The following is a 24,584-nucleotide window of genomic DNA, read 5'->3' as shown; positions in this document are numbered from 1 at the left end:
TACTGTGCCGGGCCCGGATCAAGAACAAATCCTGCATACCCGCAACACTTCCTCAGGAAAACCTCAAGACTCCCGCAGGCGAATTCAAGCGCATGCCAATCGAACGCAGGCCTCTTGGAACGCAGGCCAATCAAGCAGTATCGGAAGATCCATACAGCCCCCATGTGGAACACTTCATGATGCACATGCACGGCCGATGGAAGGGCGGGACAAATGCCAATGTGGTTACAGGCCTTGATGTGGGGAACGTTGGCTGGCGGTGCCCTGGTCCTCGGGGCGGGCATAGCCTGGATCTGGAAAGTGCCGCCCAAACTCGTCTCCACGGTGATGGCCTTCGGCGCCGGCGTCTTGATCTCTGCGTTGGCGTTCGAACTGGTTGATGAGGCCGTGGAGGGCGGCGGGTTGCTCCCCACCATCTTGGGCTTCCTCCTGGGCGCCGTGATCTTTGTGGGCTCCAACGTCCTGCTGGCCCGGGCTGGGGCCAAGCATCGGAAACGTTCGGGAGGCACCCAGCCTTCGGAGAAGGACTCCCCCGGAAGCGGCACGGCCATAGCAGTAGGTGCCCTTATTGACGGCATTCCGGAATCAGTGGTCCTTGGCGTTGGCCTCCTCGCCGGTGGGGCAGTGAGTCCGGCCATGCTCGCCGCCGTCTTCATTTCGAACGTCCCGGAGGGTTTGTCCAGCACAGCGGGGATGAAGAAGGCCGGCCGCAGCCCCGCCTACGTCTTTGGCACCTGGGCCGGCATTGCAGTGTTCAGCGGGCTTGCCGCACTGCTGGGATACACCGCCTTGGAAAATGCTCCAGAGAGCGTGATCGCGTTCATTACCGCCATCGCCGCTGGCGGAATTCTGGCCATGCTTTCCGACACCATGATCCCCGAGGCCTTCGAGGAGCACCACAACCTGACCGGGCTAACGGCCGCCGTCGGCTTTCTGAGTGCGTTCACCATTCATCACGTCGGCGGCTGACTGACAGGTGAACTACGGCAGCAGCCCAAGCACTGTCAACGCAACCGCCGTCGAGATTGCCATGGCGGCTGTGTTGCCGATGACCGGGTGGAAGCCGGCGGGCAGCCGCGCGGAAATTGCCCGGGCCAGAGGCGGAGCGAGGACGGCGCCCATCACGGCCCCACCTACCATTCCCTGCCAGGAGCCGTCGTACGCCAGGACCGCCGCCGGGGCAACCGACACCACGGACGCGTAGGTGGCCGCCCACCCGCCGTCGCGGTACCAGCCGCGCCAGAGCGTGACCCCAATGGCCGACGTCAACGCTTGGGCAAACAATATGTGCGGCAGCAGGCCCGTCCCGTACGACGGCAGTCCCGGGTTGAGGACAAAAGCCGCGGCTACCGCCAGGATCAGGCAGGCCCCGGCGAGTTCGTTGGCAAAAAAGTGTGTTTCCGTGAAGTCCTTAAGTACCCGGCGCGCGGCCCAGGCAGCGTCGGCCGGGATGTTTCGGTTGAGACTCGACGGCGGCAGCTCCGCTTGCGCCGTCGGGCGAACCTCGCGGGTCTCCCGAGTCTGCCGGGTCTCCCGAGTCTGCCGGGTCACCCGGGTCTGCCAGGTCTGCCGAGTCTGCCGAGTCTGCCGGGTCTCCCGCAAGACGAGCCACGGCAGCCGCCGGGCGATCAGGAACGAGATGGCCGAGCCCACTGACATTGCGGCCACGCTTGCCACCACGGGTGGCAGGCCAAGAGGTTCTGAAACGGTGCGGATGAACAGCAAAGCCAACGGTGTGGTGGTGGCTGTCCCCAGGACCGCGCCGGTGATGCAGGTCCTCCACCCCGCTCCGTAGAGAAGGACCATGGCGGGAGCAACGCAGACGAACGGCACGAACGTGGGCTGCCACCCGTCGTCGAGCACCCAGCCGAACACCAGGTTGGATAGCATCAAACTGAGCGACGCGGAAGCCACGACCCAGGGCCACAGCCCGGAATTGTTACTCAGCGTGCCTGCCCATCTCCGGCCTCGTCGGCCAACCCACCATGCGGCCGCGGCACCGGCGAGGAGTCCCAGCGCAGCGAGATCGGACTTGTAGAACAGGGGCTCGGTCATGTCGCCGAAGAACCAGCGCAGGGCGGCCAGAGGGTTATCAGTGGTCCCTTGCGCCCAGCCTGCGTAGCCAGGTCCCACCCGCGGCGAATGCTGCCCAAGCATGTGGAGGAGAAGTGCGAACACGCCGACGACGGCCACTACTCCGAACGATCCCAGGGCAGTACCTGCGGCGGAACGTTCGGCACCGTACTCGGTGTCGCGTTCGGCGCGGCATTCGAGCGGGGGTTTCGAGGGATCCTCCCAACGACTTTCCGAGCGCATTTCCGGCTGGGTTCCCGGCTGAATTCCCGGTTGGGTTTCCGACTGTTTTTCCGAGCGCGGGGTGGCGTGGTCGGCTGCGAAAGAGTGCGTCATTGGTGGCCCTATGCGTGCGGAGTGGCGTGGCTCTGAGCAGCTTAACTGACCTCCGGATGCGGACCTCAGCCGCGGTGCTGCGGGGGATTTGTGACCGACGAGTGGGCACGCCACACCCGTCGTCAGGCCCCAACCACGCACGCTCACCCTTAGTGGGTGATCTTTCTGTCCAATCGTCACCGAACCCCTGAAGGCACGCGCACTTGGGGGCGGGCGAATCGAGAATGGTGTTGTGGCCTGCCGGGGAGCGGTTCCCTTGTGGGATGAAGCATTTTCGGATGACGGCGGTCCAGCCCGGGGCCGAACGAACGATGGGAAAGACGCCATGAGCTTTTTGGAATCGTTGTGGAGCATCATTGTCGCATTTTTCTTTATTGCCTATTTGATCCTCCTCTTTCAGATCATTTCCGATCTTCTCCGCGATAAAGCCCTGAGCGGTGGCATTAAAGCTTTGTGGATCCTATGCCTTTTCGTGGCTCCCTTTATCTCTGCATTGATCTACGTCATCATGCGCGGAAAAGGCATGGCTCTGCGTGGCGAGATTCGGGTCCGGGAATCGGTGGAGGAGGCTGAGAACTACATCCGCGAAGTTGCCGGGGCCCAAACACCCACTCAGCAAATCGAAGCTGCAAAAGCGCTGCTTGCTGCTGGAGATATTAACGAAGCCGAGTACGCTCGCCTCAAGGAGATCGCTTTGGCCTGATCCGGGCTACGGTCCTCCGTTCACGTACCGCCGAAAGGGACCGCATGAGGCGATTGAAGGCATTCCCGCTCCTGGAAGGCGGGCCGTTCAGATTCGGGCTTATCGCGGCGCTCGGTGTATTGGTTGCCCTGGCTTTGGGCTCCGCAGTCATCACGCTGCGGTATTCGCTGACCTTGATCTTTGCCGCGCTGTTCATCTCGCTGGGGCTCTATCCCCTGGTTCGTTGGCTGGAACGCTGGAAACTTTCCCGCGGCGGCGCAGTTCTAGTCGTAGCGGTGGGATTTTTGGTGGTGGTTGTGGTGCTGATCCGCTTCATTGTTCCCATCCTGGTGGAGGAGGGCGCCGCGCTTGTGCGGGTTCTTCCCTCCAGCTTCGACGCGGTGGGAGACCAGGAATGGTTCCGCGATTTCAACGGTTCGCTGGGTGGCGCGTTGACCCCGCTGCTGGACTGGCTGGAAACCTCGGCGGCGGATCCGAATGTGTGGCTTGCTATTGGTGGCGGCGCGGTGCAGGTGGGCTACAACGTAGTCAATGGTGCCTTTGCCGTGGTGTTCGTAGTAGTCCTGACGCTCTACTTTGTGGCCGGCCATGAGGTTATGAAATCGAGCCTTTATGCACTGGTTCCGGCTTCCCGCCGGGAATCATTCGCGGACATCTCTGAAACAATTATTGCGTCAGTTGGCAAATACTTGAGCGGCATGTCAATTCTTGCCCTGCTCAACGCTGTTTTCACCTTTATTGTCCTCTCCGTGGCCGGGGTCAGGTACGCGGCAGTCCTTGCGGTGCTGGCATTTCCCATCACCCTCATACCTTTGGTGGGCAGCGCGATCAGCACCGCAATCATCACGGTCGTTTCGCTTTTTACCTCTCCGGCAACAGCTCTGGTGGTTTTCCTCGTGATGCTGGTCTACATGCAGGTGGAGGCCTACATTCTGACTCCCCGGGTGGTGGGAAAAGCGATCAGCATCCCCGGCTCCCTGGTCCTTATAGGGGCCATGGTGGGCGGCACGCTCTTGGGGCTGCTGGGGGCGCTGATAGCGTGCCCCACCACAGCATCGATTCTGCTGATCATCAAAAAAGTGGTCATACCGCAGCAGAACGCCAAGTAGCGCGGCATGCAAGAAGTACTGCGTAGTTTCCAAGAGCTACTGCACGACGCCGATGCTGTCGCCTTGATCTTGTTGGCGCTCCACATCGTGCTCGGTTCAATCGCCGCGGTGATGGTCTCAGCCAACAGGCGGCCGTCCTCTGCCATTGCCTGGGTGTTGGCGATCATCTTCATCCCTTACCTGGGAATGGTGGCTTTCCTGCTGGTGGGCCGCGGCAAACTTCCCAAGGCCCGGCGGGAGAAGCAGCGCGCTGTCAACGAGCTCATGCTGGCACGGACACCTGGCCTCTCAACAGTGAGCCACAGTGAGGACTGGCCCACCTGGCTGCGCTCCGCCGTCGAACTCAACCTCAGGCTCGGCGCGCTGCCCATGGTGGGCGGCAACCGGGCCGAGTTGTTGGAGGACTACAAGGGTTGCTTCGATCGCATGATCGCGGACATCGATACCGCCACGGAGTATGTCCATGTGGAGTTCTATATTCTGGCGCTGGACCCCACCACGGAGCCGTTCTTTGATGCCATGGCCAGGGCTTGCAGGCGTGGTGTGGCGGTAAGGGTCCTCTTCGATCATTTGGCGGCGGTCCGCGATCCCACGTACAAGGACATGCTGCGGTCCTTTGACGGAATGGGCGCTCAATGGCATGCCATGCTCCCTTTGCGTCCCTTCAAAGGACAATGGCAGCGCCCGGACCTGCGCAATCACCGCAAGCTGATGGTGGTGGACGGGAAGGTGGGTTACACGGGATCGCAAAACCTCATTGATGCGTCCTACAACAAGAAAAGCAACATCAAGCGGGGCCTCCAATGGCACGAGCTAATGGTCCGGCTGGAAGGTCCGGTGGTTCGGGAGCTGGACGCAGTGTTCGTCACTGATTGGTACAGCGAATCCGAGACTCTGCTGCCGTTGGACACGTCCCCTGTGGTTCTTGGTTCCGCGCCGGAGCTCATCGACGCCCAAGTCCTTCCCAGCGGGCCCAGTTTCGACAATGACAACAATCTCAAGCTCTACACCACGCTGATCTACAAGGCCGAGCACCGCGTCAGCATCACCAGCCCCTACTTCGTCCCGGACGAGGCCATCCAGTTGGCCATCATCACCGCGGCCTCCCGCGGCCTCAGTGTGGAGCTCTTCGTTTCCGAAGTGGGCGACCAAGCCATGGTCTACCACGCGCAACGTTCCTACTACGAGGTGTTGCTGCGGGCCGGCGTCCGGATCTACTTGTACAAGGCCCCGCAAGTCCTGCACGCCAAGCATTTTACGGTGGACTACGACGTCGCTGTGATCGGCTCAAGCAACATGGATGTCCGGTCCTTCAGCCTCAATATGGAAGTCTCCGTACTGGTCCACGGGCGCTCAATAGTGGACCAAATGCGCGCTGTCGAGGACAGCTACCGCGCTGCCAGCACCGAACTGCTGCTGGAAGATTGGCTTCGGCGGCCAGTGGGCCACGTAGCCTTGGACAACCTGGCGCGGCTGACGTCCTCGCTCCAGTAGTTAATTACGCGCGAGTAGTTAATTACGCGCGCAGTATCTGCGGCTGTCGCCGTAGCGCAGCTGGTCAAACACATCGCAGCTGGTCAAACACAGCGCAGCTGGTCAAACACATCGCAGCCGGGTCAAGTCAGCGCAGCTGGTCAACATAGCCCAGCCGGGTTAAGTCAGTCATCCAGCTGCAGATACCAGGTGACTCCGGCGCTGATTCCCCGCCCCAGCAGCAATGAGAATGCAATGGCAATGACAACTGCGAACTCAGTGGAGAGCCCCGGCAGAAGCCCGGAGAGGGCACCAATGCCCACGGAGTAGGCGGACCACAGGATGCCCGCAGCCACTGAATACAGGATGAACCTGCCACGCGGAACCGGGGTGATGGCACTGGCCACATTCATGGTCAAACGCCCCAAAGGAACGAACCTGGACGTCAGGACCCACGAGGCTGCGTGCTTGGCCAACCGCTCCCGGGAAGCGTGCAGGGCTTTCTGGGTTCGGGGGCCCTGGAGTATCTTCCAGTTGGCCATATCCCTGCGGCGTACTAATTCGTAGGCGCCCAAGTCACCGGCCACGGCACCGGCAAGCATGGCTGCCACCAACAGGAACCCGTTGGGAAGGTTGTCCGTGGCTGAGAGCGCGCCCAATGCCACAAACAAGGACGTTGTGGGAATTGGCGGGAGAATCGCCGAGAACGCCACAAATATCGCCCCGAGTGGGTAGACCCATCCGGAGTCCGCGGCACTCATGATGTCCTTAAAAGCCTGCATGGTGAAACCCCTCTCCGGGCCTCGTCCAAGCGTCTCACGGCCGCCAAGTTCATCCTTACGTCCTACCGCCGCCACGCGGATCGCCTTTACCGGGTGAATCCTCGATGCCCCGCCCCTACACTGAAGGTGTGGACGACCAAGGTGGTACCCGCCCGGACCTCTTGAGCCTGAAGCCAACTCCGGTCCCCCGGCCGCCTTTGGCCATGCTGGCTCGCTCCCGACAAGTGGCCAAGCTTGACTGCACGGCCGACACCGTCCTGATCTGTGCCCCCGCCGGGTTCGGAAAAACAGTGCTCCTGACCCAGTGGCTGGAAGGCCAGGCTCACAACGTCGCGTGGCTCAGCCCCGACCAACACAACCGGGAAGCGCTGTGGCCCGCCATATTGCAGGCACTCCGGCGATGCCCTGCCATTCCGCCGGGTACTCTGCGGCTATTTTCGGGAGCCGAAGATAGTGCTGCGGATGTTCTGGGAGAGCTCACCCAAACACTGGCTGCATCCGGCTCCACAATTCGCCTGGTGATCGATGGAGTGGACGGCTTCGCTCCGGATGAACGCGATTACTGGATTCCCGCCCTGCTCAACCAAGCAGGCCTGCATCTTCAACTGGCGTTGGCTTACCGGGACAGTTCCACCGTTGATCCGGGACCTGCCCGTTTGAGCGGACGCGTGGTGGAGTTGGGTACCAAAGACCTCGCCTTCACCCTGGACGACATCAACGTTCTGGCCGCAAAGACAACCACCCTCATGGGGATGCATCAGCTGCGTGAGCTTTTCAGGCAGACCGCCGGCTGGCCAGCTTGTGTAGTCCTGGCCTTGCGTTACCTGCGCGAAGCCGCCAATCCCGACGCCCCTTTGGGAGACCTCGCCGCGAACAACCGGCAACTCTCCGACTACCTGGACCACCAGATCTTCCGGGCTCTTTCCTGTGAAGAACGGCATGTGCTTTCCAGCACCAGCGTGTGCCGCGTGGTGGTCGCCGCACAGGCCAACACCCTTGCAGGCAACAGGAGCGCCGGAAGCGTGCTCTCCAGCTTGGCCGATGACCGGGGAATCGTGGAGTCGGCAGGCAGCGGGCGGAAGGTGTTCCTGGCCCACCCCTTGATCCGTGCGTACTTCAGGGCCGGATTGGCCCGGAAGCAGCCGGACGAGCTTCGCCGCTTCAGTCGGATTGCTGCGCAGTGGCATGAGCACGCCGGCGAGCCTGTTGCGGCCCTCAGGCACGCGAGGGACTCCGCGGACAACGATCTGATCGGTGGCATCCTTGAACGACACGGCGCCGCGCTCTTGGGATCAGGTGAAGTCATGCAGGTCCGCCGTGCGATCGCGGCTTTGCCCGACGCGCTCTTCGCTGTGAGCCCCAAGCTCTGCGTGGTTGCCGCGCTGGCGCACCTGGAAAGTCGTCAGCCCACTACCGCTACCCGCTATATGGCGGCGGCCAACCGAAGCCGGGCTTATGATGCACCTCCCGAGCTCCGCGAGTTGCAGGCGTTGGCGACAGCACGCCTTTCCTGGTTCAGCGATGGGTGGCAGGGCCAGGACCCACAGGCCACCGTGGACCACGCCGCGCTCCGGTTATCGAGGCAAAGCGATGTCCGGATCGAGGCGCGGATGGTTGCGGTCACCGCCGCATTGGTGGCAGGGAGGTACGGAACCGCGGAGAACGAAGCTTCCGCGGCCCTGATCGAAGCCACGGAGGCAGGCAACGCCTACTTGGCCGGCAAGGTCTACCTCAAACTCGCCGCCATTTACTCGATGCAGGGCCATCTCCGCCGTTCCTGTGAATTTCTGGGCCTCGCTGAGGAAAAGCTTCCAGCACAAATGTGGACGGCCGGTGCCGGCAGGTCCGTCGGAGCGTTGATGCATGCCTCGGCTGCACTTCTCCGCGCTGACCCGACCGAGGCCCTGCAATGCGCTGCGGCAGGTCTTTCGGACCTCGGACAACTCGGGTCTTCCTCCAAGGGAGTCGGGGCTGCCATGCGAGCCACCTTGGAAATAATCACAGAAACAGCGCACTTGGATTCCGGGGATAGGCGCAATGCCCTCGAAGGCCTGCGGCAAGCCAGGCTGCACATCAGCGGGGATCACGTGTTTGCCCACCCTCTGGGCGCATGCATCGCGGTCATTGAGCACACAGCTGCCCTGGGGTTGGGCCATGCTGATCATGCCCGCGAAGTTCTGGAATGGGCTGAGGAACGTCTCCCGGGAACAGGTGAGCTGTGCCTCCTGCGCGCCCAAGGGCCGGCCGGGATCAGCCGTTTCGACGCCGCCACTGACCGCCTCCGGCCGCTGCACACCGGCGCAGTGAAGCCGGTGCTGGAGTGGACCCGGCTCCACGTGAACGTCCTGGAATGTTCCATGGCCATCCGGACGGGACGACGGACGCTGGCCGGCAAAATCCTGGAAGAAGCCCTCCATACGGCCGACGAGCTGGACGTGCTCCGCCCTCTGGCAATCGCTCCCCCGGAAGTGATCGATCTTCTGATGGAAAGGGTGGGCGCCTACGGACCACGGGAAGCACTTGCCCAGCGACTGTTTGCTTTAAGGCCTCCCAGCGACGCCCGGCGAGCGCAGTCGTTGACTCCCAGGGAGCGTGAGGTCCTGACTCTTCTTCCGTCGCATTTGTCGCAGGAACAGATGGCAGCGGAACTCCATTTGTCCGTGAACACGGTGAAGACGCACATTCGCATTATCTATTCGAAGCTGGGGGCCGGTTCACGGCACGATGCGGTGGCAGCGGCCTATAAGACCGGGTATCTACCCTAGGCGTGACCTCGGAAAACGCCCATCACTCACCTAAATGGGGTGACCCTGCGGCGGGAACCCGGATCTAGTCTGAAAGAATGCTGGCAAAATATCCTGCGGGTTGCCGAAGGCACTCATGACAGACGTCACCGTCACGTTGCTGGTGCTCGTCGTGGTGATTGCTGCGTTCGTGTGGAACCGCCTGCCAGTGGAAGTGGTGGCACTCGGAGCGGCCTTGGCCTTGTATGGCACCGGCATTGTGGGGTTGGACGATACGTTCGCCGGTTTCGGATCCGGGACCCTGGTGTTGATCGCTGCGCTGTTCGTGGTGGCAGAGGCCATTGATGCCGCGGGCGTTACTACGTGGCTGGGAAGTCTGCTGATCAGGTTTTCGGGGACGAGCCGCACCCGGCTGATGGTGTTGATGATGGTTCTTACGGCCTTGCTGACCGCGCTCATCAGCGTCAATGGGGCAGTTGCCGCTTTGCTTCCCATGGTGGTGGTGCTGGCGGTTCGCCTGGGCCGGCGGCCTTCGGAGCTGCTGATGCCCATGGCCTTCGCCGCACATGCGGGGTCGTTGTTGATCCTGACCGGTTCACCGGTGAATATCCTCATTCTCAACGCGGCGCTGGAAACCACCGGTACCGGGATCGGGTTCTTTGAGTTTGGGCTGGTGGGGCTTCCGCTGTTGTTGGGAACCATCGCCTTGACCCTTTGGCTGGGGCCGAAGCTTTTGCCCACCAGGACCCCGGAGGCACTCCCGAAGGATCTGGGTTCCCATAGTGAGACGCTCATGAACCATTACCTGGGTGGCGATGGGCTGAGCCGGCTCAGCATTCCGGCCGGTTCGGCTTTGGTGGGCCAGCCTGTTGGGTGCCTTCAGGACGAGCACGACGGCGGTCACCTCCACCTCATCAGCGTGCAGGGCTCGGACGGCAAGCCGTCCGGGAACACCGTGTTTGAACAGGGTGATGAGATTGTGGTGCGCGGTGGGCAGCAGACCATTGACGCTCTGGCATCCCGACACGGCTTGACACAGGATGACGATGCTACGTGCGGACTCATCAGCAGCAACTACGGAGTGGCCGAGGTTGTGGTTGCACCCAGGTCGAATCTGGTTGGCACGGAGGCTTACCCGGGCATGGTGACGGCCAGCGGCGATCTTGTGGTGTTGGCTCATCACCATCCGGGCGAGCCGGAATCGTCCGGACGCACTCTCATCACTGCCGGCGACAGGCTTCTTCTTCAGGGAACCTGGTCTGCTTTGGACCAGCACACTGTGGATCACAACGTGTTGCTGGTGGACTCGCCGGACACCATCCGCAGGCAGACGGTCCCGTTGGGGCCCCGCGCCACACCTGCGCTGATCGTCGTCGGAATTATGGTGGTCCTGTTGGCCACCAACCTGGTTCCTGCGCCGGTAGCGGCACTCCTGGCTGCCTTGGCCATGGTGGTACTCCGCGTGGTTACCATGCAGCAGGCCCACCGTTCCATGGCGTGGACCACGCTCATCCTGGTGGCAGGAATGATCCCGCTGTCCACAGCCATCACGGCCACGGGCACCGCAGAGATCCTGGCTGAAGGCATGGTGTCGGTGGTGGGCGGCGGCGGCCCCTTGTTGTTGCTGGTTGGACTGTTCGTGGTTACCGCCGTCCTGGGGCAGTTGATCAGCAATACTGCCACGGCGCTGATCATCATCCCCATTGCCCTCTCCGTGGCCCAGGAGTCATCCATCAACCCGTACGCCGTGCTGATGTGCGTGTCCGTGGCATCCTCTGCTGCGTTGCTGACGCCGGTGGCTACTCCGGCCAACATGATGATCATGCAGCCGGCAGGCTACCGATTCGGCGATTACTGGAAGTTCGGGCTGGCGATCATGGCCCTCTACGCTGCCGTGGCCATTCTGCTGGTACCGGTGTTCTGGCCGCTTCAGAATCAATAACCAAAAACCCACGCAACCAACGGAGCACACCATGGCCAGTGATCAAACCACCAAAGCAACCCCACCACCCGTCAAGGCGGCTTCATGGCTGCCCCTGATCGTGGTGGTCCTCACCCAGATCCAGGCGTCCTTCGCCGTGAACGCCTTGACGGTTTCAATGCAGGGCATCACCACCGACCTGGACACAGCAGCAACATCCGTGGGCACCGCCATCACTGCCGGAACGTTTTCGATGGCGGCTTTCATCCTGTTGGGAGCGAAGCTGGGCGCCCGGTTCGGAACGCGTAAGGTGTTCCAGATCGCCGTCGCCATCCATGCTGCCGCCATGGCCGGTGTGGCACTCAGCCTCAGTCCCGCCATGCTGTTCATTGCCCAGGCATCTTCGGGCGCTGTCATTGCACTGATTGCACCCGCCCTCACGGTCTTTATCGCCACGAATTACAAGGACCAGCAGCAAGCAAAGGCCATCGGCCTCCTGGCTGCAGCCATCCCGGCAGCGGGTGTCCTGGCACTTCTGATTGCCGGTTGGTTCGCAACGACCATCGGCTGGCGCTACTCGTTCGGCCTCATGGTGGTCCTCGGCGCCATCAACCTGCTGCTGAGCTTCAAACTCAAGACCGTCCCGGCACAACCAAAGCTGAAAATCGACTGGACCGGCTCGATCATCGCCGCAGTGGCCGTCATTTTTCTCAGCTTCGGTTTCAGCGGCTTGTCCGCCTGGGGTACCTGGTTCGCCACAAGCCAGGCACCCTTCGACATCCTGGGGCTCTCGCCCGCGCCGCTCCTGATCCTTCTCGGAGCAATCGCCGGGCAGGTCTTCTTCATGTGGATCCGGAAACGTCAGGACGCCAAGCTGCCGCGCATCTTTGACCTCAGGGTTCTCGCCTCCAGCTCCGAACTCGCGGTCACTGCCTGCATGGCCATCATGCTGTTCGTGGGAACTGCCGCGAACTTCCTGATTCCCCTGTACATGCAGATCGTGCAAGGACGCTCCAGCATTGAGACCTCGTTCTCGATCATCCCGTACACCTTGTCCATCTTCCTCGCGAGCACCTTTGTGGCTTTCCTGTACGACAAATTCCCGCCACGCATCATCGCCCAAGCCGGCTTCGTGGTGGTGGCCGGAGCGCTGGTCCTGCTCGCCTTCACCATCCGGAACGACTGGGGCCAGCTGTTTGTGGTGCTGGGCCTGATCCTGCTGGGGCTCGGCCAAGGCGCAATCGTCGCACTGGTGTTCAACACGCTGCTCAGCGCGGTTCCGCGCGAGTTGGCCGGCGACGTCGGTGCCTGGCGTGGGCTGGTCCACAACCTCTCCGGCAGCGTGGGCATCGCGGTGGCGAGCGCGTTCGCCGTCGGAATGCTCTCCTCCCTCATCGCCAGCGGTGCCGCCGCGCATCCGGAAGTATCGCAGGAGCTGATCTACAAAGTGAACGTCAACGAGGCCGACTTCCTGACCAATACCCAGGTGGAGGGAGTCATCGGTGACCGGGTGAGCAGCCCCTCCGAGCTGGCTGCCGCGATCGAAGTCAACGAGGAAGCGCGGCTCCGCGCCCTGCAGATCTCCCTCCTTGGATTGTCCGGGCTCGCCTTGCTGGCGATCGTCCCGGCGGGCCGTATGCCCGGCCGGATGAAAGGTGACCTGCCTGAGCAACTTGAACCAGACGATCCGGATGCCATTCCGGAGCCGGCCGCGTCAACGGCAACTGCTGCGTCAACGGCAACCGCACCTACAACAACAGAACGGGCGAAACGGTGAACCACGAACCTTACAAACTGATCCCTGAAGTTTTCACGGCTGTCCCGTCCCTAGAGGGTGACGAAACTGAGCTGCACTACGTTGATGGCTTCGATCAGCTCGATGCCATAGGCGTGGTGGTCCCCTCCGAAGGTGACGTCCCGGCGTCGGTCGGACTGCACCGGGAAACGTTGGAGAGTGCAGGCTTCGACGGCAAACCCGGAACCACCCTGCAGTTGGCCAACGCCTCGGGCACGCTGGTGGTTGCCGTTGGTGGCGGTAAGCCGGGTTCGCTGGACGCTGATGGTTGGCGTAAAGCTGCAGCCGCACTGGTCCGCGCCACCCAGCGCCACACGCGCCTTGGATTCGAACTTTCCGATACTGCGGGGATCGACGCCGAACACCTGGGTCAGGTTTTGGCGGAGGGGGTACTTCTGGCGCGCTACAGCTACGAAACGCTGAAGAGCAAGAGCAAGCAGAAGGCACTGAGCGAGGTTCAGTTCCTGGCCCCAGGCATAGACAGGGCGGCCGCGGAACGGGGGCTGACCGTGGGGCGCGTGAAAGTGCGGGCCACCGCCATCGCCCGCGATCTGTGCAACGCACCGCCCAGCCACCTCACGGCCGCGGGTTTGGGTGAGGTGTCCCAGGAACTTGGCAAACGGTTCGGTTTCACAGTGGAGGAGTTCACCAAGGAACAACTCATCGGCCTCCGGTGCGGAGGCCTCCTCGGCGTGAACGCCGGCAGCGCCCAGGAACCCCGCATGATCAAACTCAGCTACAGGCCTGACGGCTCCCCCACCGGCCACCTCGGCCTGGTGGGCAAGGGCATCATGTACGACTCCGGCGGTGTGAGCCTCAAACCCAGCGACCCCATGCACCTGCTCATGAAAATGGACATGGGCGGGGCGGCGGCAGTCCTGGCGGTCTTTACCGCCCTCCGCGACCTCGGCTGCAGGGCCGCCGTCACGGGATTCCTGATGTGCACGGACAATATGCCCTCCGGTTCGGCGTACAAATTGGGGGACGTCCTCACCACCCGCAGCGGCCTCACCATCGAGGTGAAGAATACCGACGCCGAAGGTCGCCTGGTGATGTGCGATGCCCTGACGTTGGCCGTGGAGGACGAGGTGGACGGGATTGTTGATATCGCCACCCTCACTGGTGCCGCCCTGATGTCCTTGGGGCAGCTCACTGCACCGGTGTTCGGCAACGATCAGGCCCTGGTGGACCGCGTTCTGGAATCCGGCAGCCGTGCTGACGAGCAAGTGTGGCAGCTACCTTTGGAACGGGCCTACCGTCCCCAACTGGATTCCGATGTTGCTGACATCTCCAATCTAGGCGGACCCTACGCGGGTTCCACCACAGCTGCGTTGTTTCTGGCCGAATTCGTAGGGGAAACTCCCTGGGCTCACATCGACATTGCCGGCACCATGCAGTCCGACAAGGACGACGCATGGCGGAGCAAAGGGGCCACAGGCTTCGGCACCCGCCTTCTGATCGAACTGGCACTCGGCTACTCAGCCGGGTAGCCAGTACCTCCACGGGTCGTGATGGCGCTGACGCACAGACAGCAAAGAGGCCCCCACACTGCAGAACTGCAGGGCGGGGGCCTCTAGTGTTGCGGGATAGTTACGCCTTCTTGCGCGTGACCAGTCCCCAGATGATGAGGACCAGCAGTGCGCCACCGATGGCGAGCAGCCAGGTGGAGAGCGACCAGAACTCGTTGATGCCCACCTTGAAGAGTGCGCTGCCAATCCAGCCACCCAAAACCGCTCCCACGATGCCGAGGAGCATCGTGGAGATCCAGCCGCCACCCTGCTTACCGGGCTTGATGGCCTTTGCGATGGCTCCGGCAATCAAACCCAAAACGATCCAACCGATGAATCCCATTTTTCATTCTCTCTTTCATAAAGGAGGCCCCAGTTCGGCATAAGGACGCATGCCGCTATCTGCCTGATTGTTGGCTACCAGCTGAGGCGTCGGAGCATACCGACGGCTTGGCTGGCAGACGGCCTGCCGGCAGGGCGGGGGTCAGTCATGGCATGAAGCACCATGGACCAGCGCCTCCGCACCGTGCCGGGAATTCGGGGTTCCCCGAGAGTCCTTGCCACCATGGACTCCAGGGGAGGGCCTGGGAACGCCTTGGTTCCGGTCAGGCATTCAAGGGCAACCAGGCCCAGTGAATAGATGTCGCTCGCGGATGTGGACGGCCCGCCGCATACCTCTTCAGGGCTGAGATACTGCGGTGTGCCCGAGGAGGAGTTGGGCGCCGGGTGACGCCCGTTGAGGGCAATTCCAAAGTCGGCCAGTTTCGCGATTCCAAGCCCCTGCGGCTCCGAGGCGAAGTCCACAAGGATGTTGCCGGGCTTGATGTCGTTATGCACAATCCCCCTGCGATGAACGTGGGTCAAGGCCCGGGCAATGTCAGTCATCCACGCAGCCGCTTGCTCCGGAGACGCGGGCCTGTCCTGCAGGATCCGCCGCAGGTCCTTGCCGCCCACCAACTCCATCACCACGTAGTTGCGGCTTTCCTGGTTGTGGCCGGCTGGATGAGCAGAGTCTCCGGTGTCTCCGCCGTCTGCCGAGTATCCGCCGTCTGCCGAGTATCCGCCGTCTGCCGAGTGTCCCGTGTCCCCGCCGTCTCCCGAGTTCAGGATCCGGACAATATTCTTATGCCTCAGGCGTCCATGGATGTCGAGCTCGCGCCGAAAAGGAGCGTCATCCGTGGAGTCGGTTGACCTGAAAATCTTGACCGCTACTGCCCTGCCCGCGTCCAGGTCCCATGCCTCGTTGACGTACGCCTCCGAGCCTCCACCCAGTCGAGCGCCGAGCCGGTAGCGGCCTCCAAGCACCACGTCCGGCTGGCCAGCGTTTGCCCGTGCAGTTACAGGCCCTCGATTCGTGCCAGTTGCGGCAGCGGGTTCAGCTGCAGCCCAGCGTTCAGTGCAGACGGCCCCGCGATCAGCGCGGACGGCCGCCCGTTCAAGGAGCGTCACTGAAGGAGGGAGTCGATTTCGGTGCCCGGGACTCCGGTCACCTCGGCCAGAGCGCGAGGGTCGACACCGGCGTCGACCGCTTTTTTGAAGGCCAGCTCCAGCGTGTTCTGGGCGATTTCCAGTTCGTGCTGCAGGCTCTGGCGGCGGAGAGCCGCGATCCATACGCCGCTCACGGGATCCAGGGCGTCGATGTCCATGCGGAAGCCGCACCCGCAGGCCCACTCTGGCCAGATCGGTTCCACGGCGACCCACTGCATGGCGTCGTAGGATGGTCCGGCGGAGATGGCCATATGGGAACCGCAGTGGACGGGCCCCTGGGGAATAACCTGTTCCGTGACGATTTCCTCGATGTCCACGGTGTTTTCAGCCACTGGTGTGGAGCTGGGTTCACGCAGCGCGACTGTCATCGTTCTCTCCCACACATTTACTAGTAAGTAGCTTGGCTATCTAGTTATATGTGTACTTACTACTTAAAGTCCAGCCGGGGTTACGTGGCTACGCTGTCAACCGCGCCGCGCATACGCCTGAGGAAGTCCACCACCACTGCCGATTCCTCAGGATTAAGGGTCCCCGCGACCTCCATCATCCGGGTATGCATATCACCCAAAGTGCTGCGGACCTCTTGGTCCGATCCCGGGGTGGGCTTGAGAATAAGTGCTCGCCGATCAGTGGGGTGCGGCTCGCGGGTGACATATCCGGACCTGACCAGACGGTCCACCAAGGAAGTCATGGAAGCGGAGGTCATCCCCAGGCGCACCGTCAGCTCCTTGGGCCCAACCTCCCTTCCCGCGCGCTCAGCCTCCAGCAGATACCTGAGAGCCATGAGGTCCGTTTCGCCCATGCCCATGGAAGCCTGGGTTCGCCGCCGCATGTCAGCTTCGGCCGAGCGGTAGTCCCTGAGGGCATTCAGGACGTCCACGGCGCCCATCTGCTTGCGGCTTTCCAGCCCGTACCAATAGCCCTGACGTTCACTTTTGTCGCTCATCACCAGTCCTTTGGTAGACATGTATCTCGCTTGTCTAACCAATCGATCCTAGGTGATTTGTTCCCGCGGCGCCGACCACCTCAGTTTGCCGTGGCGCTATGCACCCGGTTCACTTGCCCGCAATCGCCGCCAGACAGCCGGAGCCACCACCACGGCAACGCCGACGGCGGCACCAATGACGGTCTCGATGATGCGGTCACGCAGCAGCAAAGCAGGATCAACCGGCGCCGCCAACAGCGTGGCAATCAAGGCCAGCGGCGTCACGAAAACCTGCGCCACCAAGTACTGGCGCGCAATGAACATTTCCGCCCCGAATTGGCACGCCGCAATGACCAAAACCATGGCCCACGGCGCCGGATTCAGCCAGAGAATGCCAGCCAGCAGGAACAACCCGATCACCGTTCCGGCGATCCTTTGGATTCCACGGCTCACCCTGTGCCGGGTGGAGTGACCCACCAGCGGGACTACCGCCGCCACCATGGCCCAGTAGGTGTGCCCGAAACCGAGCCGCTCCCCCACCAACGTTGCGATGGTTCCTGCCAAACCGGCCGCCACCAAGTAGCCGCCGCCTTCGAGCCAGATTGCCCGACGCTCAGCTGCGGTGTGCCGGATGGGTGGCGGCCGTTTCCACGGTGTTCTGTGGCTTTTGAGCACCCGCGATGACATACCGATCAGCAGGCAAAAGACCGTAGTCCCCACCGCCACCGCCAGGGCTTCCCAGAGGGGCGGCTGCGCGGCGATCGAGGCAATGGCAGCGAAGGCGAAGATGTGAAAGAGTGAGCCGCCCGGGCGGAGCCTCCACGCTGCCACCACCACGGAGCACGCGCCAGCCACAAGAGTGGTGGCTGCCGTCAGCAGCCAGGAATAAGCTGCACCGTCGATGCCTCCGGCTTGAGCCAGGCGGGCCATGAGCGTGGCCAGGAGAATGATGAAAAGCATGAAGCCACCAGCGCGCAACTGGCTCCGGAAACGAACGCTATGGGGCTCGTTCCGGCCATAAATTCCGGTGAACGCACCAAACGACGCAAACACGGCAAGATCCAGTCGCCCCAACAGCGTCAACGTAATCAGCGGAACAAACACACCTACAGCGCAGCGGAGGGCGGGATGGTGGTCCTTGTTTCCAGGACCCATCGTGAAAATTTCCGCTACAGCCTTCAAGTGGCAGCTCGCCTTTCGTCGCAGGATCAAACGTACGACGGCGGCGCTGGCGTCCGCTTCAAGGTTACGCCCGGCTTTTTGGGCAACCCCGGAATTGTGGGCAGATAGTGCCCCTCATCACGTGATATTGGGGCCGCAGGCTGCCTAGACCGGCTGTGGGAGTCTCTGGTGTTCTTGGCTGCGTGTGCTGCTTAACGGGGCGTGCTGCTTGGGTGGTGCCGCGAGTGGTGTTTAGCCGTGTGCGGCGAGGATGGTGGAGGCTTCTTGGCGGGTGGTTCCGGAGTCCTGGATGCCGTCGGCGATGTGGGCGAGTTCGGCGGGGATGTCGCGGCCCTTCTTACGCATCGCGGTGGCCCACAAACGCCCGGCACGGTAGGAGGACCGCACCAACGGGCCAGACATGACGCCGAGGAAGCCGATCTCCTGGGCTTCTTCCTGAAGGTCAACGAATTCCTGGGGCTTGACCCACCGGTCCACCGGCAAGTGCCGCTCGGACGGGCGCAGGTACTGGGTGATGGTGATCAAGTCACACCCGGCCCCGTGCAGGTCCCGCAGTGCTTCGGAGATTTCCTCGCGGGTCTCGCCCATGCCCAGGATCAGGTTGGACTTGGTCACCATGCCCAAATCCCGGCCCTGCGTAATGACATCCAGGGACCGTTCGTACCGGAACGCCGGACGGATCCGCTTGAAAATCCTCGGCACGGTCTCCACGTTGTGGGCGAACACCTCGGGCTTGGAATCACAGATCGCCGCGATGTGCTCGGGCTTGCCGGAAAAATCAGGGATCAGCAACTCCACCCCGGTGCCCGGGTTCAGTTCGTGGATCTTCCGGACCGTTTCGGCGTACAACCACACACCCTCATCGGCCAGGTCATCACGGGCCACCCCGGTCACCGTCGCGTACCGCAACTGCATCGCCTGGACACTGCGGGCCACCTTGGTGGGCTCGAACATATCCACCGGGGAGGGTTTACCAGTATCGATCTGGCAGAAATCACAGCGCCGGGTGCACTCGGACCCGCCGATCAGGAACGTCGCTTCCTTGTCTTCCCAGCACTCAAAAATGTTCGGGCAACCGGCCTCCTCACACACCGTGTGCAGGCCTTCCTTCTTCACCAGGTTCTTGAGCTGAACAAACTCCGGCCCCATCTGGACCTTGGCCTTGATCCACTCAGGCTTACGTTCAACCGGGACCGCCGAGTTACGCTGCTCAACGCGCAGCAACTTACGGCCTTCAGGTGCGAGTGTCATGACGTTCCTTCTTGTTTGTTATCAGAGGGTCTGTGTGCGGGCGCTTGTGTTGCTTAGCATTCGACGACGTTGACGGCCAGTCCGCCCATCGCGGTTTCCTTGTACTTAGTGGACATGTCCTTGCCCGTCTCACGCATCGTCACGATCACCTCATCCAACGACACCCGATGCGTCCCATCACCCCACAACGCCATCTTCGTAGCATTAATCGCCTTCGCCGCCGCGATCGCATTCCGCTCAATACACGGAATCTGCACCAACCCCCCGATCGGATCACACGTCAACCCCAGATTATGCTCCATCGCAATCTCCGCAGCATTCTCCACCTGACCCGGCGTACCACCCATCACCTCAGCCAAACCAGCAGCAGCCATCGACGACGCCGACCCCACCTCACCCTGACACCCCACCTCAGCACCCGAAATAGACGCCTGCTCCTTATACAACACACCCACAGCACCCGCCGCGAGCAAAAACTTCACCACCACATCATCCCGATCCTGCTGCGTGGCCTTGTCCATCCCCGGCGCATAATTCAACGCGTAATACAACACCGCCGGAATAATCCCCGCCGCACCATTCGTCGGCGCCGTCACCACCCGCCCACCAGTCGCGTTCTCCTCATTGACCGCCAACGCGATCAGATTCACCCACTCCTGCCAATACTTCGGATCGTTCCGGTCCTTGTCCTCCTTCAGGAGCCGCTCCAACCAGTCAGGTGCACGACGACGAACCCGCAAACCACCCGGCAACACACCCTCACGCTTCAACGAGGTCTCAACACAGGCCTCCATCACCGACCAAATATGCAACAAACCCTCACGGATCTCCTCCTCAGACCGGCTGGCACGCTCGTTGATGAACATGATGTCGCTGATACCCAGCCCCTTGGACGCGCACCGGCCCAACAACTCCGCCGCCGTCCTGAACGGCAACGGCAACTCCTTCTTCGACTCCTCAAGATCCTCAAGGGCCGCGTCTTCCTCACCCTCCCGGACAATGAACCCACCACCCACCGAAAAGAACGTCGCCTCCTTGAGAACGTTCCCCTCAGCATCACTGACAGCGAACTTCATCCCGTTCGTATGCCGCGGCAACACCGTCAACGGATGCAGAACCATGTCCTCCAAGGCGTACTCGAGGAGGGTCCCGCCAGCCAGGTTGAGCTTCCCCGTGTCAGCAATGGAAGCCAACCGCTCCTCCACCTCGTCGGGCAGGATCTTCTCGGGTTCAAACCCTTCGAGCCCGAGAAGCACAGCAGTGAAGGTCCCGTGTCCCTTGCCCGTCGCGGCCAAGGAACCGTAGAGATCAACCCGTAGCGCCGCGACGGAATCGAGCACGCCAGACTCACGCAGCTCAGCAGCAAACACCGCCCCAGCCCGCATCGGCCCCACAGTATGAGAACTCGACGGACCAATACCCACAGAGAACAGATCAAAGACCCCAACGGCCATGGTGATTTCCTAACGACGTACAACGAATAGAACCCGCCCCGCCCCCAACAAACGGAGCGGACCCTCAAACCCAGATCAACTAACCCAGATCAACTAACCCAGCCCAACAAGCCCACGAACCCGGCTACTCACTCCGGCCCCCTCGGCCTACCCCTCGCCATTACGGGGGTTCGCTGCCCAACATGCCGTGCGCACGGCACATCCCGCAGGGAACCCCCGAATCGGCCAGGACGACCACCACATTCCCAAACCAACCGCACCCAACGACCACCCTCGGCAGCCAGGCCCATTCCTCAAACAAACGAACCCGGATGCCCGCCCATTCCGGGGGTTCACTGCTCAACATGCCGTGCGCACGGCACATCCCGCAGGGAACCCCCGAATCGGCCAGGACGACCACCACATTCCCAAACCACCCCTGCCCGTAGGAACACCCTCGGCAGCCAGGCCCATTCCTCAAACAAACGAACCCGGATGCCCACTCCGGCCTGCCCCTCGCCATTCCGGGGGTTCACTGCTCAACATGCCGTGCGCACGGCACATCCCGCAGGGAACCCCCGAATCGGCCAGCAATGCGGCCCCAAACCGAAGGCCCGATCAGTCCGCCCAGTGGTCGGCGTCCGGAAGCGGGCGTCCAAGGGAGCTTCGCGTCCGCCCAGCGGCATCCTCAGCGACCGAGCCCGCGGAGGATGCCGGACCACCGGGCGAGCCGGACCAACCCGAACCCGCGGAGCTTGCCGACCCCGCCGGGAGAGCCCGGGCAACCCCGACCAACCAAGCCGAGGACACTCAGCCCAGGTTCGCAACCCCCGGGTACAACGGGTGTGCCGCAGCTAGAACCTCAACGCGGTGACGCAGCCCGGAAAGGTCCGCATCGGCGTCGGCGATCAGTACCTCGGCGATGATGTCAGCAACCTCGCGGAAGGCTGCTTCGCCGAATCCGCGCGTAGCCAAGGCCGGGGTGCCGATCCTGAGGCCGGAGGTGACCATGGGCGGGCGGGGGTCGAACGGGACGGCGTTGCGGTTGACGGTGATGTCGATCGCGGCGAGGCGGTCTTCGGCTTGCTGGCCGTCGAGTTCGCAGTTGCGCAGGTCCACGAGCACCAAGTGGACATCGGTGCCACCGGAGACAACGGAGATGCCCTTGGCTGCGACGTCGGGCTGAACGAGTCGCTCGGCGAGGATCCGGGCCCCGGCCAGAACACGTTCCTGACGCTCACGGAACTCCTCGGAAGCTGCGATCTTGAACGCCACGGCCTTGCCGGCGATGACGTGCTCGAGCGGTCCGCCCTGTTGGCCCGGGAACACGGCCGAGTTGATCTTCTTGGCGATGTCGGCGTCGTTGGAGAGGATGATGCCGCCGCGCGGACCAGCGAGCGTCTTGTGCGTGGTGGACGTGGTGACGTGGGCGTGCGGGACCGGCGAAGGGTGCAGTCCGGCGGCCACCAGGCCCGCGAAGTGGGCCATATCCACCATCAGGTAGGCGCCAACGGAATCGGCAATCCGGCGGAATTCAGCGAAGTCCAGCTGCCGCGCATATGCGGACCAGCCGGCAACGATCAGTGCCGGTTTGTGCTCCTGCGCCAGGCGCTCAACCTCGGCCATGTCCACGGTGTGGGTGTCCTCGCGGACGCCGTAGGGGACCACGTTATAGAGCTTGCCGGAGAAGTTGATCCGCATGCCGTGCGTGAGGTGGCCGCCGTGAGCCAGGTTGAGGCCCATGATGGTGTCGCCGGGCTTGATGAGCGCGTGCATCACCGAGGCGTTGGCCTGGGCGCCGGAATGCGGCTGGACGTTCGCGTAGTCGGCCCCGAACAGGGCCTTGATGCGGTCGATCGCCAGCTGCTCGATCACATCAACGTGCTCACAGCCACCGTAGTATCGCTTGCCCGGGTAGCCTTCAGCGTATTTGTTGGTCAGCACCGAACCCTGTGCCTGCATCACGGCCACGGCGGTGTGGTTCTCGGAGGCGATCATTTCCAGGCCGTCGCGCTGGCGACCCAGTTCGTCGTCGATCTTCGCGGCGATCTCGGGATCCAGCTCGGACAGCTGGGCATCCAGCGACGCCGAAACCACCTGCTGGTAGTCAGTGACAGATACCGGGTTCACAGTTCCCCACCGTTCGTTGCAGCGTATTCTTCGGCCGACATGAGCGGCCCTTCCTCCGTGGCGGCCACCTTGAACAGCCAACCGGCACCGTAGGGATCGTTGTTGATCAGGGCCGGATCGCCGACGACGGCGTCGTTGATCTCGGTCACCTCACCGGTCACGGGCGAGTACAGATCGGACACCGACTTCGTCGATTCCACCTCGCCACACGTCTCGCCTGCGGTAACTGTGGAGCCAACCTCGGGCAGGTCCACATACACAATGTCGCCCAGGGCATCAGCGGCAACCGCGGAAATCCCGATCCCCACAGGCCCGTCGCCATCAATAGCAACCCACTCGTGCTCAGCCGAGTACTTCAATTCAGCAACTACCTTGCTCATAAGATTCCTTCTCTCACTAACTTAAGACTTTCAAGATCATCCGCGGCAGGTGCCCCATCCCCCAGCGCTTAGGGGTTCAAACAGCGCCACCATCCACAACGGTTCGGGTCCGGCGACCAGCAGCATGCGTCTAAGGGAGCGTCGCGTCCGTCCAGCGGGCGCCCATGCGACCGAGCATGCAGAGGTCGGCGGTCCCGAAGACCCGGGCTACTTTTGGCGCTTGTAGAACGGCAGCGCGACGACTTCGAACGGCTCCGCTTTGCCGCGAAGGTCGACGTCGACGATGGTGCCGGGCTCGGAATGTTCGACGTCGACATAGGCCAACGCGATCGGGTAACCGAGGGTGGGGCTTGGCTGGCCGGAGGTGACTTCGCCGATCAGGGAGCCGTCTTTGAGCACGGAGTAGTGGGCGCGGGCGGCGCGACGTCCGGTGCCCCTGAGGCCCACGAGCTTCTGCCCCAGAGTGGATCCGACGCCGGCGGCCTTGATGGCGGTCAGTGCATCGCGGCCAATGAAGTCGCTTTCCTTGGCCAGGGAGACTACGGGGCCGAGGCCTGCCGCGTAGGCGTTGACGTGGCGGGAAAGCTCGTTCCCGTAGAGGGGCATCCCGGCTTCCAGGCGCAGGGAGTCGCGGGCAGCGAGTCCGGCGGGGATGAGTCCGTGGCCTTCGCCGGCTTGGAGCAGCGCTTCCCACAGGCCAGGCGCATCGACGTTGGGGAGGTAGATTTCGAAGCCATCCTCACCGGTGTACCCGGTGCGGGCCAGCAGGAGGTCCTGCCCGTTGATGGTGACCTCCACGGCCGCGTAGTACTTCAATTCGGTGACCAGCGTGTGCTGCTCTGCCGGGACCAGTTCAAGCAGGATTGCCTCGGCATTCGGGCCCTGCACGGCGATGAGCGAGGTTTCCGCGGAGGCGTTTTCCACCACGACGTCGAAACCGGCTGAGCGCTCCAGCAGTGCCGCAGCAACCACCTTCGCGTTGCCCGCGTTGGGTACCACCAAGTACTTGTCCACGCCGTCCTCGGGCGAGGGCCGACGGTAGGTGATGAGGTCGTCAATGATGCCGCCGTCTGCGTTGCAGATCAGCGAGTATTTGGCTTTGCCCACGGCGACAGCGGACAACTTGCCCACCAGCGCGTAGTCCAGGAACGCCCCCGCTTCGGGGCCGCTGACCCAGACTTCGCCCATGTGGGAGAGGTCGAACAACCCTGCGGACTTGCGGACTGCGTGGTGTTCGGCGAGCTCGGACTCGTACTTCAGGGGCATCTGCCAGCCACCAAAGTCCGTAAACGATGCGCCGGCCTTTTTGTGCTGCTCGTAAAGCGCGGTGTAATTCTCAGACATGTCGGGA

The 24,584-nt window shown here is 62.6% G+C and carries 20 protein-coding genes; 8 read left to right on the top strand and 12 right to left on the bottom strand.

What is annotated here, in order from left to right; all coding sequences use genetic code 11:
- Positions 1 to 213: 213 nt before the first annotated feature.
- A complete protein-coding gene (locus CQ020_RS18755) occupies positions 214 to 969 on the top strand; it encodes a ZIP family metal transporter (protein ID WP_105693213.1) in 756 nt (251 codons plus the stop codon).
- 12 nt (positions 970 to 981) lie between these two features.
- Here CQ020_RS18755 and CQ020_RS18750 read toward each other — a convergent pair whose 3' ends face one another.
- On the bottom strand, positions 982 to 2,409 hold the full coding sequence (locus CQ020_RS18750) for a hypothetical protein (RefSeq protein WP_105693212.1): 1,428 nt from the start codon (positions 2,407 to 2,409) through the stop codon (positions 982 to 984).
- Between the two features lie 325 nt (positions 2,410 to 2,734).
- Here CQ020_RS18750 and CQ020_RS18745 point away from each other — a divergent pair, with 325 nt between their 5' ends.
- The 3 genes from CQ020_RS18745 to cls are packed head-to-tail and all read left to right on the top strand — an operon-like array spanning position 2,735 to position 5,715.
- Complete coding sequence (locus tag CQ020_RS18745) at positions 2,735 to 3,112, top strand: membrane protein (protein ID WP_024818649.1); 378 nt, start codon at positions 2,735 to 2,737, stop codon at positions 3,110 to 3,112.
- A gap of 44 nt (positions 3,113 to 3,156) precedes the next feature.
- Positions 3,157 to 4,221, top strand: a complete 1,065-nt coding sequence (locus CQ020_RS18740) for an AI-2E family transporter (protein ID WP_105693211.1) — start codon at positions 3,157 to 3,159, stop codon at positions 4,219 to 4,221.
- Between the two features lie 6 nt (positions 4,222 to 4,227).
- Complete coding sequence (gene cls, locus CQ020_RS18735; RefSeq protein WP_105693210.1) at positions 4,228 to 5,715, top strand: cardiolipin synthase; 1,488 nt, start codon at positions 4,228 to 4,230, stop codon at positions 5,713 to 5,715.
- A gap of 164 nt (positions 5,716 to 5,879) precedes the next feature.
- Here cls and CQ020_RS18730 read toward each other — a convergent pair whose 3' ends face one another.
- Positions 5,880 to 6,476 (bottom strand): DedA family protein, encoded by a 597-nt coding sequence (locus CQ020_RS18730; protein ID WP_258142083.1) that lies wholly within the window; start codon positions 6,474 to 6,476, stop codon positions 5,880 to 5,882.
- A gap of 128 nt (positions 6,477 to 6,604) precedes the next feature.
- Here CQ020_RS18730 and CQ020_RS18725 point away from each other — a divergent pair, with 128 nt between their 5' ends.
- From CQ020_RS18725 to CQ020_RS18710, 4 genes are all read left to right on the top strand, one after another.
- On the top strand, positions 6,605 to 9,241 hold the full coding sequence (locus CQ020_RS18725; RefSeq protein WP_105693221.1) for a LuxR C-terminal-related transcriptional regulator: 2,637 nt from the start codon (positions 6,605 to 6,607) through the stop codon (positions 9,239 to 9,241).
- 100 nt (positions 9,242 to 9,341) lie between these two features.
- On the top strand, positions 9,342 to 11,162 hold the full coding sequence (locus CQ020_RS18720; RefSeq protein WP_374955210.1) for an SLC13 family permease: 1,821 nt from the start codon (positions 9,342 to 9,344) through the stop codon (positions 11,160 to 11,162).
- A 31-nt stretch (positions 11,163 to 11,193) separates the two neighbouring features.
- Positions 11,194 to 12,918 carry an MFS transporter gene (locus CQ020_RS18715; protein ID WP_105693208.1) on the top strand — a complete coding sequence of 575 codons (1,725 nt, stop codon included), beginning with the start codon at positions 11,194 to 11,196 and terminating at the stop codon, positions 12,916 to 12,918.
- Complete coding sequence (locus tag CQ020_RS18710) at positions 12,915 to 14,426, top strand: leucyl aminopeptidase (protein WP_105693207.1); 1,512 nt, start codon at positions 12,915 to 12,917, stop codon at positions 14,424 to 14,426. Before CQ020_RS18715 ends, CQ020_RS18710 begins: the two co-directional genes overlap by 4 nt.
- A gap of 100 nt (positions 14,427 to 14,526) precedes the next feature.
- Here CQ020_RS18710 and CQ020_RS18705 read toward each other — a convergent pair whose 3' ends face one another.
- From CQ020_RS18705 to gcvT, 10 genes are all read right to left on the bottom strand, one after another.
- Positions 14,527 to 14,787, bottom strand: coding sequence for a GlsB/YeaQ/YmgE family stress response membrane protein (locus CQ020_RS18705; RefSeq protein ID WP_105693206.1), 261 nt, complete (start codon positions 14,785 to 14,787; stop codon positions 14,527 to 14,529).
- A gap of 74 nt (positions 14,788 to 14,861) precedes the next feature.
- Positions 14,862 to 15,893 carry a serine/threonine-protein kinase gene (locus CQ020_RS18700; RefSeq protein ID WP_105693205.1) on the bottom strand — a complete coding sequence of 344 codons (1,032 nt, stop codon included), beginning with the start codon at positions 15,891 to 15,893 and terminating at the stop codon, positions 14,862 to 14,864.
- A complete protein-coding gene (locus tag CQ020_RS18695) occupies positions 15,890 to 16,300 on the bottom strand; it encodes a hypothetical protein (protein WP_105693204.1) in 411 nt (136 codons plus the stop codon). Before CQ020_RS18695 ends, CQ020_RS18700 begins: the two co-directional genes overlap by 4 nt.
- 80 nt (positions 16,301 to 16,380) lie before the next feature.
- The gene (locus CQ020_RS18690) at positions 16,381 to 16,899 is read right to left on the bottom strand and encodes a MarR family winged helix-turn-helix transcriptional regulator (protein ID WP_105693203.1); all 519 of its coding nucleotides are present in this window, start codon (positions 16,897 to 16,899) and stop codon (positions 16,381 to 16,383) included.
- A 75-nt stretch (positions 16,900 to 16,974) separates the two neighbouring features.
- On the bottom strand, positions 16,975 to 18,012 hold the full coding sequence (locus CQ020_RS18685) for an FUSC family protein (RefSeq protein ID WP_105693220.1): 1,038 nt from the start codon (positions 18,010 to 18,012) through the stop codon (positions 16,975 to 16,977).
- 258 nt (positions 18,013 to 18,270) lie between these two features.
- Positions 18,271 to 19,290: a lipoyl synthase gene (gene lipA, locus CQ020_RS18680; RefSeq protein ID WP_024820499.1), complete on the bottom strand. Its 1,020-nt coding sequence runs from the start codon at positions 19,288 to 19,290 to the stop codon at positions 18,271 to 18,273.
- Positions 19,291 to 19,343: 53 nt separating this feature from the next.
- A complete protein-coding gene (locus CQ020_RS18675; RefSeq protein ID WP_105693202.1) occupies positions 19,344 to 20,744 on the bottom strand; it encodes an L-serine ammonia-lyase in 1,401 nt (466 codons plus the stop codon).
- 789 nt (positions 20,745 to 21,533) lie between these two features.
- Complete coding sequence (gene glyA, locus CQ020_RS18670) at positions 21,534 to 22,853, bottom strand: serine hydroxymethyltransferase (RefSeq protein WP_105693201.1); 1,320 nt, start codon at positions 22,851 to 22,853, stop codon at positions 21,534 to 21,536.
- Complete coding sequence (gcvH, locus tag CQ020_RS18665) at positions 22,850 to 23,233, bottom strand: glycine cleavage system protein GcvH (RefSeq protein ID WP_105693200.1); 384 nt, start codon at positions 23,231 to 23,233, stop codon at positions 22,850 to 22,852. Before gcvH ends, glyA begins: the two co-directional genes overlap by 4 nt.
- Before the next feature lie 207 nt (positions 23,234 to 23,440).
- A complete protein-coding gene (gene gcvT / locus CQ020_RS18660) occupies positions 23,441 to 24,577 on the bottom strand; it encodes a glycine cleavage system aminomethyltransferase GcvT (RefSeq protein ID WP_105693199.1) in 1,137 nt (378 codons plus the stop codon).
- Between the last annotated feature and the right edge of the window lie 7 nt (positions 24,578 to 24,584).

It is taken from the genome of Arthrobacter sp. MYb23 (genome assembly GCF_002979775.1).
Classification (GTDB): Bacteria; Actinomycetota; Actinomycetes; order Actinomycetales; family Micrococcaceae; genus Arthrobacter.
The sequence above is the reverse complement of the archived record's forward strand: the minus strand, read 5'-3'. Positions and strand labels throughout refer to the sequence as shown.

Coding starts and splice junctions, on each gene's coding strand:
- CQ020_RS18685 (WP_105693220.1), bottom strand. CDS start 18,012: ATGGGTCCTGGAAACAAGGACCACCATCCCGCCCTCCGCTGCGCTGTA.
- CQ020_RS18730 (WP_258142083.1), bottom strand. CDS start 6,476: ATGCAGGCTTTTAAGGACATCATGAGTGCCGCGGACTCCGGATGGGTC.
- CQ020_RS18745 (WP_024818649.1), top strand. CDS start 2,735: ATGAGCTTTTTGGAATCGTTGTGGAGCATCATTGTCGCATTTTTCTTT.
- gcvH (WP_105693200.1), bottom strand. CDS start 23,233: ATGAGCAAGGTAGTTGCTGAATTGAAGTACTCGGCTGAGCACGAGTGG.
- CQ020_RS18690 (WP_105693203.1), bottom strand. CDS start 16,899: ATGTCTACCAAAGGACTGGTGATGAGCGACAAAAGTGAACGTCAGGGC.
- lipA (WP_024820499.1), bottom strand. CDS start 19,290: ATGACACTCGCACCTGAAGGCCGTAAGTTGCTGCGCGTTGAGCAGCGT.
- cls (WP_105693210.1), top strand. CDS start 4,228: ATGCAAGAAGTACTGCGTAGTTTCCAAGAGCTACTGCACGACGCCGAT.
- CQ020_RS18715 (WP_105693208.1), top strand. CDS start 11,194: ATGGCCAGTGATCAAACCACCAAAGCAACCCCACCACCCGTCAAGGCG.
- CQ020_RS18705 (WP_105693206.1), bottom strand. CDS start 14,787: ATGGGATTCATCGGTTGGATCGTTTTGGGTTTGATTGCCGGAGCCATC.
- CQ020_RS18675 (WP_105693202.1), bottom strand. CDS start 20,744: ATGGCCGTTGGGGTCTTTGATCTGTTCTCTGTGGGTATTGGTCCGTCG.
- gcvT (WP_105693199.1), bottom strand. CDS start 24,577: ATGTCTGAGAATTACACCGCGCTTTACGAGCAGCACAAAAAGGCCGGC.
- CQ020_RS18695 (WP_105693204.1), bottom strand. CDS start 16,300: ATGACAGTCGCGCTGCGTGAACCCAGCTCCACACCAGTGGCTGAAAAC.
- CQ020_RS18740 (WP_105693211.1), top strand. CDS start 3,157: ATGAGGCGATTGAAGGCATTCCCGCTCCTGGAAGGCGGGCCGTTCAGA.
- CQ020_RS18750 (WP_105693212.1), bottom strand. CDS start 2,409: ATGACGCACTCTTTCGCAGCCGACCACGCCACCCCGCGCTCGGAAAAA.
- CQ020_RS18755 (WP_105693213.1), top strand. CDS start 214: ATGCCAATGTGGTTACAGGCCTTGATGTGGGGAACGTTGGCTGGCGGT.